The sequence below is a fragment of the Vibrio sp. D417a genome (assembly GCF_030248595.1).
In the GTDB taxonomy this organism is placed as follows: domain Bacteria; phylum Pseudomonadota; class Gammaproteobacteria; order Enterobacterales; family Vibrionaceae; genus Vibrio; species Vibrio alginolyticus.
This window is the reverse complement of sequence record NZ_JAHGAM010000019.1, coordinates 131280-150002: the sequence shown is the minus strand read 5'-3', so window position 1 is coordinate 150002 and position 18723 is coordinate 131280. Positions and strand designations below refer to the sequence as shown.

Here is an 18723-nt window from a genome sequence, read left to right as displayed (position 1 = left end):
ATGACTAGGAAATCAACGATTCTCGCTCTTTTCTACTTCATGTTCACCAAATGTGTTGGCCATTCTTCTAGTGGCATAGGGCGGCTGTAGTAGAAGCCTTGCACCTGATTACAGCCTAAAGAGCGCAGTAATTGTGCTTGATTGCTATCCTCGACACCTTCCGCGACGACATTAGTTTTGAGACCTGCTGTGATATTGATGACGGCAGCGACGACTGAACTGTTTAAGTTTTCTTGTGTGAGTTGATTGATGAAAGTGCGATCAATCTTCAAGCAGGTAAACGGCAGAGAGTGGAGGTAACCCAGTGATGAGTAGCCGGTGCCAAAGTCATCTATCGCGATACCAATACCCATTTCACGCAGTTTAGTCATATTTTCTAGTGTGGTCGGTGCGCTATCAATGATACGTGATTCTGTGATCTCTAGTGTGAGGTTACTTGCTGGTAATTTCGTGATATCCAATACGCTTGTCACCGTATCAACAAAACTTGGGCAGGATAGTTGATTAACAGAGATATTCACATGCAGTTGGAAGTCCGACGGCCACTGTTTGCTTTCGATCGCTTGGTAAGTGTCGCGACAAGCTTGTAACAGAATCTGTTGGCCGATGGCTTTGATCATGCCGCTTTCTTCCGCGATTGGGATAAAATCTAATGGTGACACCATACCTGAGTCGCTATGCCAGCGCGCAAGTGCTTCGGCGCCACACACTGTGCCACTGACGAGATCCACAATCGGTTGGTAATGAGGAATAAACTCTCGGTTTTCAATGCCAGTTTGGATCTTGGTCAGCATTTGCGTACGAAACTTTGAAGCGCTCGCTAGTTCTGGGCTGTAGTGACAAACACCAGTCAGTGAGTCTTGTTTAGCGTAACTTAATGCGATGCTGGCGTTGCGTAACCATAAAGGCATGGTTTCGTTTGGCTGGGTTTGTACAATACCAAGTGAAATCTTCATCACTACATTCTCGCCTTCCACCATAAATGGGGTGGAAAAGAGTTGCTGTAATCGACGCTCGGTTTGTTTAATTTTGGTTTCAGTGTCGACCTTTGAGAGAAACACCGCGAACTCATCACCACCAATCCGAGCTAATAATGCGTTGTCACGAAACTGCTGTTTTAGCCTTTCAGCGATGCTGACCAACAACTGGTCGCCGTTGTGATGACCCACACTGTCGTTGATATCTCTAAATTTGTTGATACCAAGTAAAAATAAACTGCCGTGACAAAGATGAGACTGATTTTCACAGATTTCGACCAAACCCTGACGGCTATATAAGCGTGTTAGAGAGTCATAAACTAACTGTTCACGCAATGCTTTGAATGAAGCTCTTAGATTGTTCGCCATTTCATTAAAAGCATGAACCAGTACGGTTGTCTCATACACATAACCAGGCTTTGGCATGCCGCTATCCCAATCCCCATTTGCCAGGTGCTGAGCGGCGGCGGCCGTCGCGTTAATTGGTCTGGTAACTCGGTTGAAAATGATCCAACTGATGGCGATCCCAAATAGGCTTACAATAATGCCAACGAGCCAACTCTCTTGCTGGCTTTTTGGTAACAGGCCGAGAAGCTCGGACTCCGAAATGGAGGTGCCAATAAACCATGTTAAGCCATCTTGGTCTCGATACGGGGTTAGCCGACTGAAAATACGTTGTCCATCATGTTCAAATGAAAAAGTATAAGGTTGCTTGGTGTTGTTGAGATCGAAAGACCGGACGCGGCTCGCACTGATTTTGATGATCGGGTCTGCGTTTTCAGCGGCAAGCAAACGCTGCCCTTTATCCGAAAATTTTGTGCCCCATGAGATGACGCTTCCCGGGCCTGAGTGAGCGATTAAACGATGATCTGGGTCCATGATGTAGACCGACGCTTTAGTGTTGTATTTTAACTCGCGCAGGAATTCGTTGAATGTATTGATACGAATGTCTGTCACCAAAACACCAGCAAATTGGTCGTGTTTGTACACCGGCGTCATGGCTGATAGCGTAATATCCTGGCGTTCATCAGCATTGGTATAAATTTCAGACCAAGTGGCGTTTTGGCTCTCTGCAACGGGCTTATACCATGGGCGAGTGCGAGGATCGTATTGGGAGATAACCGTTCGAATGTTGTTACTCACATGGTTGGTTCCATAAATAACCAGATCACCATCGGTGTGGCGATCTTGCACCATTAAGGTGTAATCGTCGGAAAGTTCGCGGCGAAAGCCTGCAAAGTCGCCGTTTTCTGAACCAAATGCGATTACATCCAACTGCGGTATCGATTGGTAAAGATTTTTGAATGCACTTAGCAGGTAGTTTTGAATGTCTGAGGTATCGTGAGGGCGATGAAGGTTGTGATAGCTGACGTTGTGCGCGAGAGCCATAACCGCAGTAAAAGGCTTACGTAGATAGCTATTGAGGTGGTCGTGGACACTTTCGGTTAACACGGAAAGTTGCTTGTCACTGATATCCGTGACCACTTCTTCGTAACTTTGTTTTTGGACGTAGACAATGACACCGATCGCCAGTAAGAAGATCATGACAAATGGAATCAGAACAGCAGTACGCAGTGTAATTTGAGTCGTAGCAGTAGACATCGCCTAATCACATAGATGGTGGTGCGCCACAATTGTACTGATGTTTTTATTAATATCGAGTGACAAACGACGCTCGTTGTTAACGCACCACGTAAGTGATTGTCAGTACAATTCTTTTAATTTTCTGGTGAGTGTATTTCGCCCCCAGCCTAATACTTTAGCGGCATCTTGCTTATGACCTTTAGTGTGCTCTAAGGCTGCTTCTAATAAAATGCGTTCAAATTCTGGTAAAGCGTAAGAAAGTAGTTCTTTATCTCCTGCTGCGAGTGAATGCCGTGCCCAATCCGCCAATTGTTCTTGCCAACTACCATGTGAAGAGTCTGAAATGGATTTTTTCTCTTCGAGTAGTTCGCTTGGCAAGTCATTTGGTAACACTTCGCTACCACTGGCCATAACGGTTAACCAACGGCAAATATTCTCTAATTGACGAACGTTGCCAGGCCAATCAAGGCGGTTAAGAATCTCCACGGTCGACGGGTGGAGAGTTTTTGTTTCCACACCAAGCTCATCAGCCGCACGGATAAGAAAATGCTGTGTAAGCTTTTCAATGTCTTGCTTACGCTCACGCAGTGCCGGGATCTGCACGCGAATCACGTTTAAGCGATGAAAGAGGTCCTCACGGAAGTCACCTTCGTGCACCAGCTTTTCTAAGTTCTGGTGTGTTGCCGCGACAATTCGTACATCGACACTGATCGGAGAGTGACCGCCCACTCGATAAAACTGCCCGTCAGCTAGAACGCGTAGTAAACGAGTTTGAATGTCCAATGGCATGTCGCCGATTTCGTCTAAAAATAGAGTGCCGCCATTGGCTTGTTCGAATCGTCCTTGACGAACATTGTTTGCCCCCGTAAACGCGCCTTTTTCGTGGCCAAACAGTTCTGATTCAATCAAGTCTTTGGGAATCGCCGCCATATTGAGCGCAATGAAAGGTTTGTTAGCACGTGGACTGTGACGGTGCAGTGCATGAGCAACGAGTTCTTTACCCGTGCCCGATTCACCGTTAATCAAGACTGAAATAGAGGAGCGAGAAAGACGACCAATGGCGCGAAACACCTCTTGCATCGCTGGTGCTTCACCGATAATTTCAGGCGTTTCTGCTGGAATGTCTTCTGGAGAGAGCTGCTCGCGTTTGTTTTCGTGGCTGTGTGCAATGGCTCGTTCAACCAGAGTTAAAGTTTCATCAATATCAAAAGGTTTTGGTAAATATTCAAAAGCACCTTTTTGGTACGCATTCACTGCTGCATCTAAATCTGAGTGCGCGGTCATGATAATCACGGGAAGGTCTGGGTAATCGCGCTGTACTTGTTTTAGTAGCTCCAACCCATCAATACCTGGCATGCGAATGTCTGATACTAGAACATCCGGCACTTCGCGTTCGAGCGCCATTAACACGCTTTCCCCATCGGCATAGGTTTCACATTTGATGTTGGCAGAGGAGAGCGTTTTCTCCATTACCCAGCGAATTGAACTGTCGTCATCAACGACCCAAACATATCCTTTACTCATGTAGTAATCCTTGCAGCAAACCGAAAAACTGACGCGACTTGAAGTCCATTAGCGCACTCAGATCGGCAGATAAATAGTAAATGTTGTGTGACCAGGCCAGCTTTCTACGTCTATTTTTCCATTGTGCTGGTCGATCAAATTTTGCGAAATAGATAGCCCTAATCCAGTTCCTCCCTCGCGGCCACTGACCATGGGATAGAACAGCGTGTCTTGTAGTTCCGGTGGAATACCTGGGCCGTTGTCTGTGATTTCGACACGAGCAGCGAGTTTACAGCGTTTGCCGTGAATATTGGCTTGATGCACCGTTCTGGTGCGAATGGTTATTTTCCCGTGTTCTTGATGGCTAAGAATTTGTGCGGCGTTGCTGACGATATTAAGCATTGCCTGCTCGATTTGGTCTGTATCCATCAAAATCTCTGGCAAGCTTGGGTCATAATCTCGTTCAATGATGATTGAGCGTTGTGACTCTAATTCAACCAGTTGGCGAACCTTTTCAAGAATTTGGTGCAGATTCTCTTGTGTCTTCTTACCTGGCTTTTGCGGTCCTAGTAATCGATCCACGAGCGCCCTTAAACGGTCTGCTTGCTCAATGATGATGTGTGTATATTCGGTGAGAGAGGGCTCTGGCAGCATTTTTTCTAGCAATTGCGCCGCACCGCGTAAGCCGCCAAGCGGATTTTTAATCTCATGTGCAAGCCCTCGGACTAACAGCTTCGCTGCTTGTTGTTGGGCGTGTTGGTTCAGTTCTTGAGAGAGTCGGCGCTGCTGATCAATTTTGCGCATCTCGACCAGAAGCATCAACTGCTTTTGCCAAGTGATAGGGCTAACCGTCACCTCTAGCATTAAAGGGCGGCCATCAACAACGAAAGTGACGTCACTGTCGGTGATGCTTTGGCCACTTTGCAACGGTTGAGTGAGCAGCGCGAGATCCAGCGACGCATGCTGAATCAATTGAGAAAGTGATTGTTCAATAATTCGTTTGGCGCTTTGAGAAAACAGCAATTCGGCAGCCGGATTGGCATAACGGATGGCCAATCCATCATCAAGAATCAGCGTTGCTGTCACCATATTGTTGAGAATGGCACTAGGAAGACTGGTATCCACATTACGTCCTTGTTTTGCTTTAAGATTGTGCGATGCACAATAATGGTGCAATTGAACGTTAAGTATGGCGAATAAATCTTAGAAGAAAAAGTGAAAAGCATCGCTGTGATGTGATTTTTTTCACCAGATATTCTATTTTGCCCCTTTTACGGTCGGCTTAACACTTGCTCTATGTAAATGCACCGTTATAGGGCTAGTAGATGCAATAAGCTTGCCGCTTCTTTTCGCGTGCACAGCAAGTGTGTGAGTGCCTCGGTCAATATTGTTTAACTGCCACACTATATGGTTTTGTGGTGCACCATAAGGTTTTCCATCGAGTAACAATTGCAATTGCTCACCGATACCAAGCTTGCGATTGGTTTCTAATTGAATATTGATGATGCCTCGATTGCTGCGGATGGTCTCGTTGTGCTTGGGAGCCAGCATCGAGAGTTGTAATGGGAGAGGCTTCTCGGTTGTTTTCTCTGGCTTGTTTTGTGATGCAGTAGATGGCGTAGTCTGAGGTGCGAGCGATTCAGTACTTTCTACCTCAGGAGCTGGTGCGCTGGCTTCAAGGTTTGGCAGTGCGATCGCTTTTGCTCCTTTGTTTGGCGTATCGCTAAAGTGAACCACGCCATTTTCATCTACCCACGTATACGCGACCTGCGCGAAGGCGATAGAGGCGATTAACAATCCGCTGAGTGCACACAGTGATGGAATAAGCTGAACTTTCATTGCTCACCTTCTCTTGTTCGATGATTTCACGTTTCAATGGCTTAGCTCTTTGACCTGTAAGGAAAAATTCTAAGTGTATTTTTATTATCCCCTCATGTTAAACGTCGAAGCTTGAGTGGCGAATACAAAAAAGGCCCGCCTGCGAGGCGAGCCTAATATTTTATTGCTGTGTTTACATTTTACACAGTGTCGACCTTACACAGAGTAGTAAAGTTCGAACTCAACAGGGTGAGTTGTCATGTTCACACGCTCTACGTCCTGAGACTTAAGGTCGATGTATGAATCGATGAAGTCGTCAGAGAATACGCCGCCCGCTGTTAAGAACTCACGATCAGCATCTAGCTCTGCTAGCGCGTCTTTTAGTGAGTATGCAACAGTTGGGATTTCTGCTGCTTCTTCAGCTGGAAGATCGTAAAGGTCTTTATCCATCGCTTCGCCTGGGTGGATCTTATTCTTGATACCGTCAAGACCAGCCATAAGCATTGCTGCGAAACATAGGTATGGGTTCGCCGCTGGGTCACCGAAACGAACTTCGATACGACGTGCTTTCGGGCTTGGTACCACTGGGATACGGATTGAAGCAGAGCGGTTACGCGCTGAGTAAGCTAGCATTACTGGTGCTTCGAAGCCTGGTACAAGACGTTTGTACGAGTTTGTTGATGGGTTAGCGAATGCGTTGATTGCACGAGCGTGTTTGATGATACCACCGATGTAGTAAAGCGCCATTTCAGATAGACCGCCGTACTTGTCACCAGCAAATAGGTTTACGCCATCTTTTGCTAGAGACTGGTGAACGTGCATACCGCTGCCGTTGTCGCCAACAAGTGGTTTAGGCATAAACGTCGCTGTTTTACCAAACGCGTGAGCAACGTTGTGTACAACGTACTTGTAGATTTGGATTTCGTCAGCTTTGGTTGTTAGCGTGTTGAAACGAGTTGCGATTTCGTTTTGACCCGCCGTTGCCACTTCGTGGTGGTGCGCTTCAACAACAAGACCCATTTCTTCCATTACTAGACACATAGCAGAACGGATGTCTTGAGATGAATCTACTGGAGCTACTGGGAAGTAACCACCTTTAACGCCTGGACGGTGACCTTTGTTACCTTCTTCGTAGTCAGAACCTGTGTTCCATGCCGCTTCTACGTCGTCGATTTTGAAGAAAGAGCCTGACATGTCTGTCGAGAACTTCACGTCATCAAATAGGAAGAATTCTGGCTCAGGACCGATAAGTACAGTATCTGCAACACCTGTAGAACGCATGAAGTCTTCAGCGCGTTTTGCGATAGAGCGTGGGTCACGGTCGTAGCCTTGCATTGTTGCAGGCTCTAAGATGTCACAACGGATATTTAGTGTTGCGTCTTCCGTGAATGGGTCAAGCACAGCAGAAGATGCGTCAGGCATCATTACCATGTCTGATTCGTTGATACCTTTCCAGCCAGCAACTGATGAACCATCGAACATTTTACCTTCTTCGAAGAAGTCTGCGTCGATTTGGTGAGCAGGGATCGAAATGTGCTGCTCTTTACCTTTTGTATCAGTGAAGCGTAGGTCAACAAACTTAACTTCGTTTTCTTGGATCAGCGATAGAACGTTTTCTACTGACATCTTGGATAACCTCCAGTGTTAATAAGCGGTAAAAGCTCGATTTATGAATTATTCATGAAACCTGGCATTGATTAATCAATTTGACTTTTCATTAATCGATGCTGTTTTAACTAAAGCCAAAACCGTGCCAAAAAAAATATTCCATTAATTTCAAGCAATTGTGTTTTTGAATGCTAGTTTGGTGCAGTTGCTTGCACCAAAATGATCTTTGCTTGCACTATTATGGTGCCAAAAATCATTGTTGCACCATAATGTGACAGGTACATTGCGTATTCAGCCCAGTTTTTGAGCAAGAGTCAATTTGAATTATGCATCGATTAGAATAAAGTTGCGTTTAATCAATTCGTTCTGAGGAAGAAAATGGGCATTAAGCGTAAAAATCGCAGAAATGCTCGGGAGTAGATCACATATTTCTAGGCTTTTTGCTAAAATCTGGTACATTATGGCCGTTTTTTTAATCAGCAAATGTCGCCAGAGAGCACCCGTTCTCAGCGTGGGGGCATTTCATCTATCTAAGTGAATCAATATCCATGGCTACTCCACAGATTGATAAATTAAGAAATATCGCGATCATCGCGCACGTTGACCACGGTAAAACCACGTTGGTTGACAAGCTGCTACAACAATCAGGCACGCTTGAGTCTCGCGGTGAAGCTGAAGAGCGAGTCATGGACTCGAACGACATCGAGAAAGAGCGCGGTATTACCATTCTTGCTAAAAACACAGCAATCGACTGGAACGATTACCGTATCAACATCGTAGATACTCCGGGACACGCGGACTTCGGTGGTGAAGTTGAGCGTATCATGTCGATGGTAGACTCTGTACTACTTATCGTTGACGCAGTTGATGGTCCAATGCCTCAAACGCGTTTCGTAACACAAAAAGCGTTTGCTCACGGTCTAAAACCAATCGTTGTAATCAACAAGATTGACCGCCCTGGCGCACGTCCTGATTGGGTTATGGACCAAGTGTTCGACCTGTTCGACAACCTAGGTGCAACTGATGACCAGCTAGACTTTAAAGTAGTTTACGCATCAGCACTTAACGGTTGGGCTTCTCTAGAAGAAGGCGAAACTGGCGAGAACATGGAACCACTATTCCAAACTATCGTTGATGTTGTTGACGCGCCAAATGTTGACCTTGATGGTCCACTACAGATGCAAGTTTCTCAGCTAGACTACAGCTCTTACGTTGGTGTTATCGGCGTGGCTCGCGTAACTCGTGGTAGCGTTAAACCAAACCAGCAGGTAACCATTATTGGTGCTGATGGTAAAACTCGCAACGGTAAAGTGGGTACAGTAATGGGCTACCTTGGCCTAGAGCGTCACGAAGTGGAACAAGCTAACGCGGGTGATATCATCGCAATCACTGGTCTTGGCGAGCTGAAAATTTCTGACACTATCTGTGCACAAAACGCAGTAGAAGCATTACCACCATTGTCTGTTGATGAACCAACAGTAACAATGACGTTCCAAGTAAACACGTCTCCATTCGCGGGTAAAGAAGGTAAGTTCGTAACGTCACGTAACATCCTTGAGCGTCTTGAGAAGGAACTGGTACACAACGTTGCACTACGCGTTGAGCAAACAGACGATCCAGATAAATTCCGCGTATCAGGTCGTGGTGAACTTCACCTTTCTATCCTGATCGAAAACATGCGTCGTGAAGGCTTCGAGCTAGCAGTATCTCGTCCAGAAGTAATCATCAAAGAAGAAGATGGTCAGTTGATGGAACCGTTCGAAACGGTAACTATCGACGTAATGGAAGAGCACCAAGGCGGCATCATGGAGAACATCGGCCTACGTAAAGGTGAGCTGAAAGACATGTCTCCAGACGGTAAAGGTCGTGTACGTATGGACTTCGTTATGCCATCACGTGGTCTGATCGGTTTCCAAACGGAATTCATGACACTGACTTCAGGTTCAGGTCTTCTTTACCATACGTTTGATCACTACGGCCCTCACAAAGGCGGTAACATCGGTCAACGTGTAAACGGTGTACTAATCGCGAACGCGATGGGTAAAGCGCTAACTAACGCACTGTTCAACCTTCAAGAGCGTGGTCGTCTATTTATCGGTCACGGTGTTGAAGTTTACGAAGGTATGGTTATCGGTATTCACAGCCGTGACAACGACCTAACGGTAAACGCACTGAAAGGTAAGCAGCTAACCAACGTTCGTGCATCAGGTACCGATGACGCACAGGTTCTTACTCCGCCAATCAAGATGACTCTTGAGCAAGCACTAGAATTCATCGATGACGACGAGCTAGTAGAAGTAACGCCTGAAAGCATCCGTATCCGTAAGAAGTTCCTAACGGAAAGCGACCGTAAGCGTGCTTCTCGTGGCGCGAAATAATTTTCGTTAAGCGATTCAATTAAGAAGAAGCCTCGAGTTATGCTCGGGGCTTTTTGTTTTCTGGAGTTGAATATGAACCCGATTATTATCACCGGTGGGCCTGGTGCGGGAAAAACAACACTGCTGAATGCGCTAGACGCGTGTGGTTACGCCACGTTTCCTGAAGGGTCTCGCGACTTGATTGAGCAGCAAAGCCAGTTAGAAAATGGTATTTTGCCGTGGACGAATTTACCTGAGTTTGCCAAGTTATGCCTTGGGTTGATGGACAAACAAAAGAGTGATGCGCGTTGTCATGATGTTGCGTTTGTTGATCGCGCCATCCCCGACATCATTGCATACCTACAAGTGGGCGGCTGTAAGGTTGACCAAGCTTTCTTAACCGAAAGCGCTGGGTACCATAGTCAGGTGTTTACTTGTCGACCTGAAGCATCCATTTACGTACAAGATGAAGTGCGTCCGCACAGCTTTGAAGAAGCATTGGAGATTCATCAGTCGTTAGTGAGTGTCTATACTGAGTTGGGTTATGAAGTGATAGAAGTACCATGGGGAACTGTGCCAGAGAGAGTAGGCTTTGTTCGAAGAGTCATCGGTTTACTCGGTAAGGTCGCCGACTAAAACCTCCTCACTAGGAGGAGGTCTAAATCATTTACTTTTGATTGAGCTTTTGTAGGAATTTATCGGACTCTGCAATCGCTTCGTTCATTTGTTTGATCGCAAACTGAATGTCTTTCTCTAAGCTAGAGAACTCACCTTGCAAAGAACCAATCGCACTGGCGTTAAGGTTGTGTTTTAAGTACAACGTGTTGTCACGTAGCGTATCCAGTACCGGTGTCATCTTTTTCTCTGCACGCTTCATAGCGCTAAGCATGGTTTTGTACGAGGCTTTGGTTTCACGTAGTTTTTGCTCGCTTGAACGACGCAGTTTCGCACTCGAGTACAGCTCTAGCTCATCTTGCCACTCATCAAACAGTGCGCCGGATACGTCTTCAATCGCAGCAATACGGTCACGTACGTCTTGAGCCGCTTTTTCGCTATCTTCGTATTTGTCATTGATGTTGTTGTAGACATTTTCTAGCTCACCACCATCAAAGTTGGTGATCGCAGACAAGGCTTCAAGTGCACTGGTGAATTCTTCTTGTGCATCTTGTTGAGATTCTTTGGCATCTTCGACGCGGTCGACCATAATATCTCGTTTATGATACCCAACCTGCTCCATTGCTGAGTAATAAGCAGATTGACACCCTGTTAAAGTGAAAATTGATAGTACAATTGCTAATAAATAAGGCATTCTTATGTCCTCGGCGCTAATTATGGGATGAACTATGAACCAGTTATCAGAGAGTTACAAGGCGAGATTAATCAATCTACTGCCAAGTTGCGTCGCGTTTTTTAAGTATCTTCTTAAGCGATTAACGCATGACCGTGTGAATGTGAACGCGGGCTATCTTGCCTACATTACCTTGTTATCCATCGTGCCAATGCTGACGGTATTGTTATCAATATTGTCGAAATTTCCCGTTTTTGCGAACGTTGGTGAGGTGCTGCAAGGCTACATTATTGAGAATTTTGTGCCAGCTTCTGGAGAAGCTGTACATACGGCATTACAGGAATTTGTGGCGAATACGGGCAAAATGAGCGCGGTTGGCGGTGGGTTTTTATTCATCGCAGCGGTCATGCTGATTTCCAACATTGATAAGAACTTAAACTACATTTGGCGAGTTAAAGACAAGCGCCGTTTAGTCTTTTCATTCTCTATGTATTGGATGGTACTCACGTTAGGGCCGATCATGGTCGGTGCGAGTATTGCGGCGACGTCGTACGTGACTTCGCTGCAAATTTTAGAGAATGAGACATTATCTGGTGCGTTTAATCTATTTCTGCGTTGGCTACCGTTGTTGCTGTCCTTTTTTGCTTTTCTTGGCTTGTATATTCTAGTGCCGAATAAAAAAGTACACCTCGCTCATGGTGCCATGGGGGCAGCAGTCGCCGCGATACTGTTCGAGTTGAGTAAAAAAGGCTTTGCACTCTACATCACTCAGTTTCCGTCTTATCAGCTCATCTACGGCGCGTTAGCGGCGATTCCTATCTTATTTGTTTGGGTGTATTTATGCTGGATGATCGTGTTATTGGGGGCGGAAGTTACGGCTGCGCTTGGTGAGCGAGAGCACTGGAGTGAAGATTTAGACATGATACACTCGACCGCTGAATCTCAGTTAACAGATGAAGGAAGCGAGAGTAGTGATAGCGCTAATTCAACGAGTCAGTGAAGCAGCCGTCCGTGTGGATGGTGAAGTCGTAGGAGAAATTGATCGTGGTCTGCTGGTCTTATTGGGCGTAGAGAAGGACGACGATGAAGCTAAAGCAAAGCGTTTAATGGAGCGTGTTACAACCTACCGTGTGTTCGAAGATGACGAAGGCAAGATGAACCTAAACGTTAAACAGGTGGAAGGTAAAGTGCTGGTGGTTTCTCAATTTACGCTGCCTGCGGATACAAAAAAAGGCACGCGAGCTGGCTTTTCTCGCGGTGCGCATCCTGTTGATGCAGAGCGCTTGTATGATTACTTTTCTGACTTGTGTGAAGAAGTCTTACCCACACAGCGTGGCCGCTTCGCTGCCGATATGAAAGTGTCTTTGGTGAATGACGGTCCAGTGACGTTTTGGTTGCAGGTCTAATCTGGTAACACAGGCGCCATAGTCTAAGCTTTAACTCCAAGCTCATGGAATTGGCTTGGAGTAATTTTTCCGACACTGATTAGTGTTGTGCTTTCAAAGGATTGATATGTTCAAACTCATTACTCCCAAAACCGATAATCAGATAAACAAGTATTATCAGTTTCGCTGGCAACTGCTTCGTGAGCCATGGCGTATGCCGATCGGCTCTGAGCGCGATGAATACGACGAAATGAGCCATCACCGCATGATTGTTGATGGTCGAGGTCGTCCTATGGCGATTGGCCGTTTATACATTACGCCGGATAATGATGGCCAGATCCGCTACATGGCGGTTAAAAATAATCGCCGTAGCAAAGGAATGGGTTCGCTGGTTTTGGTTGCACTAGAGTCGTTAGCGCGCCAAGAAGGAGCGAAACGCTTGGTGTGTAATGCCCGTGAAGATGCCATCGCCTTTTATGAAAAAAATGGCTTTGAGCGTCGAGGCGAGCTGACCGATGAGCGTGGCCCTGTGCGCCATCAGCAAATGGTGAAGCAACTGGATCCGATGGCCAATGTGTTACGTCGCCCTGAATGGTGTACTGAGCTTCAACAGCGCTGGGAGCAACAAATCCCAATTAGCGACAAAATGGGGATCAAAATTAACCAGTACACGGGTTACCAGTTTGAATGCTGTGCGCAGCTTAATCCTAACCTTAATCCGCATAACACCATGTTCGCCGGGTCAGCTTTTACCTTAGCAACCCTGACAGGGTGGGGGATGACGTGGCTGCTGCTTAAAGAGCGTGGGTTGCACGGTGATATTGTGTTGGCCGACAGCTCTATTCGTTATCGTCAACCAGTCGAACAAAACCCCGTGGCGAGTACTTCGTTGGATGGGATCAGTGGTGACCTAGACCGATTGGAGTCGGGACGCAAAGCACGCATCGTTATTCACGTAGTGATTTATAGTGGTGACACGCCAGCTGTGGATTTTGTCGGTACCTATATGTTGATACCGAACTACTCGCAGTTACTCAGTTGCTGATGGGTTAAGCGCCGACTGATCTGCTGGGCGCTTATCTGTTTCACCTTCTTGCTCTGTCGGTGAGAGGATTTGTTCTTCTGCTGCGGAATGCGTGTTGGGTACTTCATCTTCTTCGATAACTTCTTCGTAAAGCTCTTCCTCTTGAATCTCCAAGTTGATGTTATCAATCACGATTGGTTGCTCGATGGAAGGTTCATTTTTCTGTGGAGTCTCAATATCAGTAGGCTCGGCCAGTTTTGATGCGCTCACGCACTCATTACGGTGGGTTTCGCCACTTAGTAGATCACCTTCAATGTTTCCGCACGACTCTTCCAATTGATAAGTAATGCCACTTAGCGGGTTGTTGGCCATATCAAATGTTCCCCAAACCTTACCACTTATGGCTTTTCCTGAGATGGTGACCGGCTTTATGGCAACTTCCCCTCGTTGCGCGCTTAAACGCAGTGGACTTAAGGTAATGGCTTTGAGCGAATGATCCGCTTGGGACTTCAAGCGGGTATCTCGGAGGTTGGCTTCCACTTCACCCGATAAGCTGTAGGCCAGCATGTTGCGATCACCTGATAACCCTTGTAGATCGAGGCTGAGATCGGAAAAACCATCAATAGCCAGTGTGTCGGGTAAAAAATAATCGTGGAAGAGCGATAAGGGAATACCATCAGCATTGACGTTGAGCGCCCAAGGTTGGCTCGGGGTACTCAAATCTATTTGTCCGATGCCTTCTACGTAGCCTTGCTCGAGTGGCGCAAAAAGGCGAGTCAATTGCCAAAAGCCATCTTTGCTTTGCATGGCAAGTGCTGCGTGAGACGTGAGTATTTGGTCATAGCTGGCGTTGACAACGCTGACTTCCAATTCGCCTTGCCAAAGGCCCCAACGTTGAGCAGACTGTTTAATATCAAGCTGTTGCCCTTCGATATTTAAACCGGAAAGTTGCCAATAAGGTTCGTGAGATAGCTGGATAATTTGGCTGCGCTCAATGTCGAGTCGTTCGATTGCAACATGCTCTAACTCGCTGGTGGCGGCGTGCCACCAATTTAGGTTGTCTTCTGGCTGTGTTGCCCACTTGAGGCCTTGAATAGAGGCTTCTTTGAGCTTCCATTGTGTTGGCGTGAACAATCCAGAAACTTGCACTCGACCTTGCTGCCAATCTAAGCTGAGCTCGTTGAGCTGGATTACTCCTGGCTCGATAGCGGCACTCAAACGTGGCTCTATTGCGGTTTGCTGCTGGAATCGAACGCTATCCGCCTGCAATGACACTTGAGCTTTTGTCTTCCAGAGAGACAGTGGCAGTGTGGCGTTTTCCACAGAAAGATCCAAGTTCTGCCAGTGCCAGTCGCCCCATTCAATATCGGCGTTAAGCAAATCTAAGCTATTAATATGATTAATGTTAAATGGTAGATCGTGCCAAGGTTTTGCAAGCAGTGATTGGCGCTGCGTATTACTCAGTTTCAGCTTGTTGATGGTCACATTTACTAAAGACCAACCTTGAGGATACTGCTCCCCTTGCCCAGATATTTGACTGTTACGCCAGTTAAAAGAGGTGCCATAAAGCGTACTGTCTTGCGGTTTGTAGTCTATATCGACTAAGACTTGATTAAAGGCTTCGCCATTCCAATAGAGTTGGTCAGCTGCAAGTTGAACTTCGCCATATGGTATTAATTGACCATTCCATTGTGGTGATTGAATTTGAAGATCAATGCCATTGGCAGAGAAATGCTCGTCGGCGTAATCAATATTTTTGAGCGCGATTTGATGGAATAATACGTTCTCTAAAGCTGGGAGCTTTGGTGCGCCATACTGCAAGCTCATACCATCAATCAATAAACTATCAACGATCCATTTACCATCGCGATAAACATCGGGATTCATCCATAAATCGACTTGCTCGATGTAAGACGCATCGTCTCCGCTGGTGTTCACGCGTTGTAAAGTTAGGTGATAGGGAAAGTCATAACGCACGCTTCCGGCCCGGAAGGGAAGAGAAAAGGTGTTTGACAGCAAGCGCCAGGTTGCGTCCGCGTAAGATGTTGTTAGCAGCGCAATCGTAGCGGCCGGAATGGCAACTAAGATAACCAGTAACAGAAGTAGAACTCGACGCGCTGTTTTCATCTTTGCTAGAACCTACGTGTGTTATTAAATAAAACTAGATAGGCTTTAGCTTGTATCAATATTCTGTGGTATTCAATAAAAAGCCCCTCAAAATAGGGGCTTGAAGCAATTTTTGTAACTTGGCCTACGTAAAGGTGATAAGTTAATGCCAACTTTTCACTGAGCTTACGCGACGTCGCTGTTACTCGATTTAATCAATCTGAGGACCAGCCGCAACCAGAGATTTACCTTCAGCGTTGTCTGTGTACTTATCAAAGTTATTGATAAAGCGCTCTGCTAAATCTTTCGCTTTGCTTTCCCACTGAAGTGGGTCAACGTACGTGTCGCGAGGGTCTAGAATGCTAGGATCCACACCTGGTAGTGACGTTGGTACTTCAAGGTTGAAGATTGGAATGTGCTTAGTTGGTGCTTCTTCAATCGAACCATCAAGAATGGCATCAATAATTCCGCGTGTATCTTGAATAGAGATACGTTTGCCAGTGCCGTTCCAACCAGTATTCACTAGGTAAGCCTCAGCGCCCGCTGCTTCCATGCGTTTTACCAGTACTTCCGCGTATTTTGTTGGGTGGAGCGTTAGGAACGCCGCGCCGAAACAAGCAGAGAAAGTTGGTGTTGGCTCAGTAATACCGCGCTCTGTTCCCGCTAGTTTGGCGGTAAAGCCAGACAGGAAGTGGTACTTAGTTTGCTCAGGTGTCAATTTAGATACTGGAGGCAGTACGCCAAATGCATCGGCTGATAGGAAGATCACTTTATTCGCGTGACCGCCTTTTGATACTGGCTTAACGATATTATCGATATGGTAGATAGGGTAAGAAACACGTGTGTTTTCTGTTTTCGAACCATCATCAAAGTCGATAGAGCCATCACCACGTACTGTTACGTTTTCTAGCAGTGCATCACGACGAATTGCATTGTAGATGTCCGGCTCCGCTTCTTTCGAAAGTTTGATGGTTTTTGCGTAACAACCACCTTCGAAGTTGAAGACACCGTCATCATCCCAGCCGTGCTCATCATCACCAATTAGCGCACGTTTAGGATCAGTCGACAGGGTCGTTTTACCCGTACCAGATAGACCGAAGAATACCGCTACATCGCCATCTTTGCCCATGTTAGCGCTACAGTGCATTGATGCGATGTCTTTTAGTGGAAGGAAGTAGTTCATCATGGCGAACATACCTTTCTTCATTTCACCGCCGTACCAAGTACCACCGATAAGTTGCATGCGCTCAGTTAGGTTAAATACGGTGAAGTTTTCTGAGTTCAGGCCTTGCTCTTCCCATTTTGGATTAGTGCATTTTGCGCCATTCATTACTACGAAGTCTGGTTCAAATGTCGCTAACTCTTCTTCTGTCGGGCGAATAAACATGTTTTTAACGAAGTGCGCTTGCCATGCGACTTCTGTGATAACACGAATGCTCAAACGTGTATCTGGGTTTGCACCACAGTAACCGTCAACAACAAACAAGCGTTTGTTAGAAAGCTGGTTTGTGACCAGTTCTTTTAGCTCGTCCCACACTTCAGGAGTGATTGGCTTGTTATCATTTTTCACTTGATCAGACGTCCACCACATATGTTCTTCTGTCGTAGCGTCTTTGACGATGTATTTATCTTTTGGTGAGCGACCAGTAAAGATGCCAGTGTCAACGGCAACCGCACCTAGTTCAGTAACCACGCCGCGCTCATAACCGGTTAGGTCTTCACGCGTTTCTTCCTCAAACAACATTTCGTAGCTTGGGTTGCGAATAACCTCTTTTACGTTATGCAGTCCGTGCTTGGTTAGATCAAGTGTTGCAGCCTTAGTATGTTCCATAACGGTCATAGGTGCTCCTTATAAGGATTTTGTAGGGATTTTGTAAGAATGTTTTAATTTTAATCTGCTCACCATGCTAGCAACGGGGCGGGGAGAAAACAGGGAGATAGCTCAAAATTTACCCATGATTTCAATAAGGTTTTAGGTAACCCGTCACATATTGGTGGGAATAGTCTATCGTGCACGCAATCCTTTGCGCTAGGGCAAAATCATTATTAATTGTTTAAAATTAAGCAGTTGTTTTATTACGCTTGAGGCTAGTTATTACGAGGGGTTGATCACAAAAAGGCCAGCATTAAGCTGGCCTTTTGTAGGGTAAATTACGTGCTTGATAAGCTATGTAAATTAATGCAGGGTTTTCTTGTCCGTAGAAGCTTGTGCATACAGTTCAGTGACTTCAGATTCGTCGAACGTATAAGTTGTGCCACAGTAATCACAATGTAAAGAAACTGATCCAACTTCTGCCAAAATGTCATAAATTTCAGCTTTCTCAACGGTGATGATTGCGGCACCGCTACGCTCACGAGAACAGCCACAATGGAACTCGACAGGTTGCGGCTCGTACAGACGTACTTTGTCTTGGTTATATAGTCGATACAATAACTCGTTCGCTTCTAAACCAAACAATTCTTCATCTTTTACTGTATCAGTGAGCTGCTCTAGATGTTCGAAATCATCTGGAGAGCCAGTGCCGTCAGGGATCACTTGAATCAACATACCTGCTGCGTGTGCTTTGCCCTCATGCTCACCAGTGCGGATCCATAGGCGCGTTTTTAACTGCTCTGAGTTTGCAAAGTAGCCTTCTAGCACTTCTGCTAAAGTGTCACCTTCTAATCCAACGACACCTTGGTAACGCTCGCCGTTTTTCGGTTCGATAGTGATCACAAGGTAGCCCTTACCCATTAGATCGTGAATGTTTGCGTCATCGGCAATATCGCCTTCCCAGCGAGCTACGCCACGAACACGTTGGTTATGGTCACCGTTGATAACGGCAAGAGACACAGGACCGTCGCCTTGTAGCTGGATGGTGATCGAACCTTCGAACTTAAGAGTGGCAGTTAAAAGAGTAGTTGAAACGAGTAGCTCACCCAGCAGTTTCTCTATTGCTGCCGGATATTCCTTGCTGGAGATAACACGTTGGTACGCTTCATCTAATTGTACCAACTCGCCACGTACTGAAAGATCTTCGAATAGGTAGCGGTTTAAAACATTATTTGCCATGGAGTGCTTTCCTCGTTGGTA

14 protein-coding genes are annotated in these 18723 nt (G+C 46.1%); 5 read left to right on the top strand and 9 right to left on the bottom strand.

The genetic code is table 11. The features are described 5' to 3' along the window. Positions 1–32: 32 nt before the first annotated feature. The 5 genes from KI742_RS18545 to glnA form a co-directional block, all read right to left on the bottom strand. Complete coding sequence (locus KI742_RS18545) at positions 33–2579, bottom strand: EAL domain-containing protein (RefSeq protein WP_239932002.1); 2547 nt, start codon at positions 2577–2579, stop codon at positions 33–35. Between the two features lie 102 nt (positions 2580–2681). Further along, complete coding sequence (gene glnG, locus KI742_RS18540; RefSeq protein ID WP_104979921.1) at positions 2682–4085, bottom strand: nitrogen regulation protein NR(I); 1404 nt, start codon at positions 4083–4085, stop codon at positions 2682–2684. Positions 4086–4142: 57 nt separating this feature from the next. Beyond that, complete coding sequence (glnL, locus tag KI742_RS18535) at positions 4143–5189, bottom strand: nitrogen regulation protein NR(II) (protein WP_017821940.1); 1047 nt, start codon at positions 5187–5189, stop codon at positions 4143–4145. A gap of 132 nt (positions 5190–5321) precedes the next feature. Beyond that, positions 5322–5903: a DUF4124 domain-containing protein gene (locus KI742_RS18530; RefSeq protein WP_285385031.1), complete on the bottom strand. Its 582-nt coding sequence runs from the start codon at positions 5901–5903 to the stop codon at positions 5322–5324. A 195-nt stretch (positions 5904–6098) separates the two neighbouring features. Continuing rightward, entirely contained in the window at positions 6099–7508 is a 1410-nt protein-coding gene (gene glnA / locus KI742_RS18525; RefSeq protein WP_005379275.1) for a glutamate--ammonia ligase, read from the bottom strand. A 530-nt stretch (positions 7509–8038) separates the two neighbouring features. Between glnA and typA the strand changes: the two genes are divergently transcribed. Together typA and KI742_RS18515 are read left to right on the top strand one after the other, a co-directional pair. After that, a complete protein-coding gene (typA, locus tag KI742_RS18520) occupies positions 8039–9868 on the top strand; it encodes a translational GTPase TypA (RefSeq protein ID WP_005379276.1) in 1830 nt (609 codons plus the stop codon). A 72-nt stretch (positions 9869–9940) separates the two neighbouring features. After that, entirely contained in the window at positions 9941–10483 is a 543-nt protein-coding gene (locus KI742_RS18515) for an AAA family ATPase (RefSeq protein WP_005382971.1), read from the top strand. A 31-nt stretch (positions 10484–10514) separates the two neighbouring features. Here the strand turns inward: KI742_RS18515 and KI742_RS18510 are convergent, their stop codons facing one another. Further along, the gene (locus tag KI742_RS18510) at positions 10515–11156 is read right to left on the bottom strand and encodes a DUF2959 domain-containing protein (protein ID WP_005382972.1); all 642 of its coding nucleotides are present in this window, start codon (positions 11154–11156) and stop codon (positions 10515–10517) included. A gap of 34 nt (positions 11157–11190) precedes the next feature. Here KI742_RS18510 and KI742_RS18505 point away from each other — a divergent pair, with 34 nt between their 5' ends. The 3 genes from KI742_RS18505 (at position 11191) to KI742_RS18495 (ending at position 13565) form a co-directional block, all read left to right on the top strand. Continuing rightward, positions 11191–12135: a virulence factor BrkB family protein gene (locus KI742_RS18505; RefSeq protein ID WP_005379281.1), complete on the top strand. Its 945-nt coding sequence runs from the start codon at positions 11191–11193 to the stop codon at positions 12133–12135. Further along, positions 12107–12541, top strand: coding sequence for a D-aminoacyl-tRNA deacylase (gene dtd / locus KI742_RS18500; RefSeq protein WP_005379282.1), 435 nt, complete (start codon positions 12107–12109; stop codon positions 12539–12541). The genes KI742_RS18505 and dtd overlap by 29 nt, the downstream gene beginning before the upstream one ends. Positions 12542–12647: 106 nt before the next feature. Continuing rightward, positions 12648–13565, top strand: a complete 918-nt coding sequence (locus KI742_RS18495) for a bifunctional GNAT family N-acetyltransferase/hotdog fold thioesterase (RefSeq protein WP_005379283.1) — start codon at positions 12648–12650, stop codon at positions 13563–13565. On the opposite strand, the gene KI742_RS18490 is transcribed toward KI742_RS18495, so the two are convergent. The 3 genes from KI742_RS18490 to hslO all read right to left on the bottom strand — a co-directional run bounded on the left by KI742_RS18490 (position 13551) and on the right by hslO (position 18702). Continuing rightward, positions 13551–15671, bottom strand: coding sequence for an AsmA family protein (locus KI742_RS18490; RefSeq protein ID WP_213867101.1), 2121 nt, complete (start codon positions 15669–15671; stop codon positions 13551–13553). The two genes, KI742_RS18495 and KI742_RS18490, sit on opposite strands and share 15 nt — an antisense overlap. 190 nt (positions 15672–15861) lie before the next feature. Then, the gene (gene pckA, locus KI742_RS18485; protein WP_054576821.1) at positions 15862–17490 is read right to left on the bottom strand and encodes a phosphoenolpyruvate carboxykinase (ATP); all 1629 of its coding nucleotides are present in this window, start codon (positions 17488–17490) and stop codon (positions 15862–15864) included. A gap of 336 nt (positions 17491–17826) precedes the next feature. Then, entirely contained in the window at positions 17827–18702 is an 876-nt protein-coding gene (hslO, locus tag KI742_RS18480; RefSeq protein WP_031780788.1) for an Hsp33 family molecular chaperone HslO, read from the bottom strand. Positions 18703–18723 lie beyond the last annotated feature (21 nt).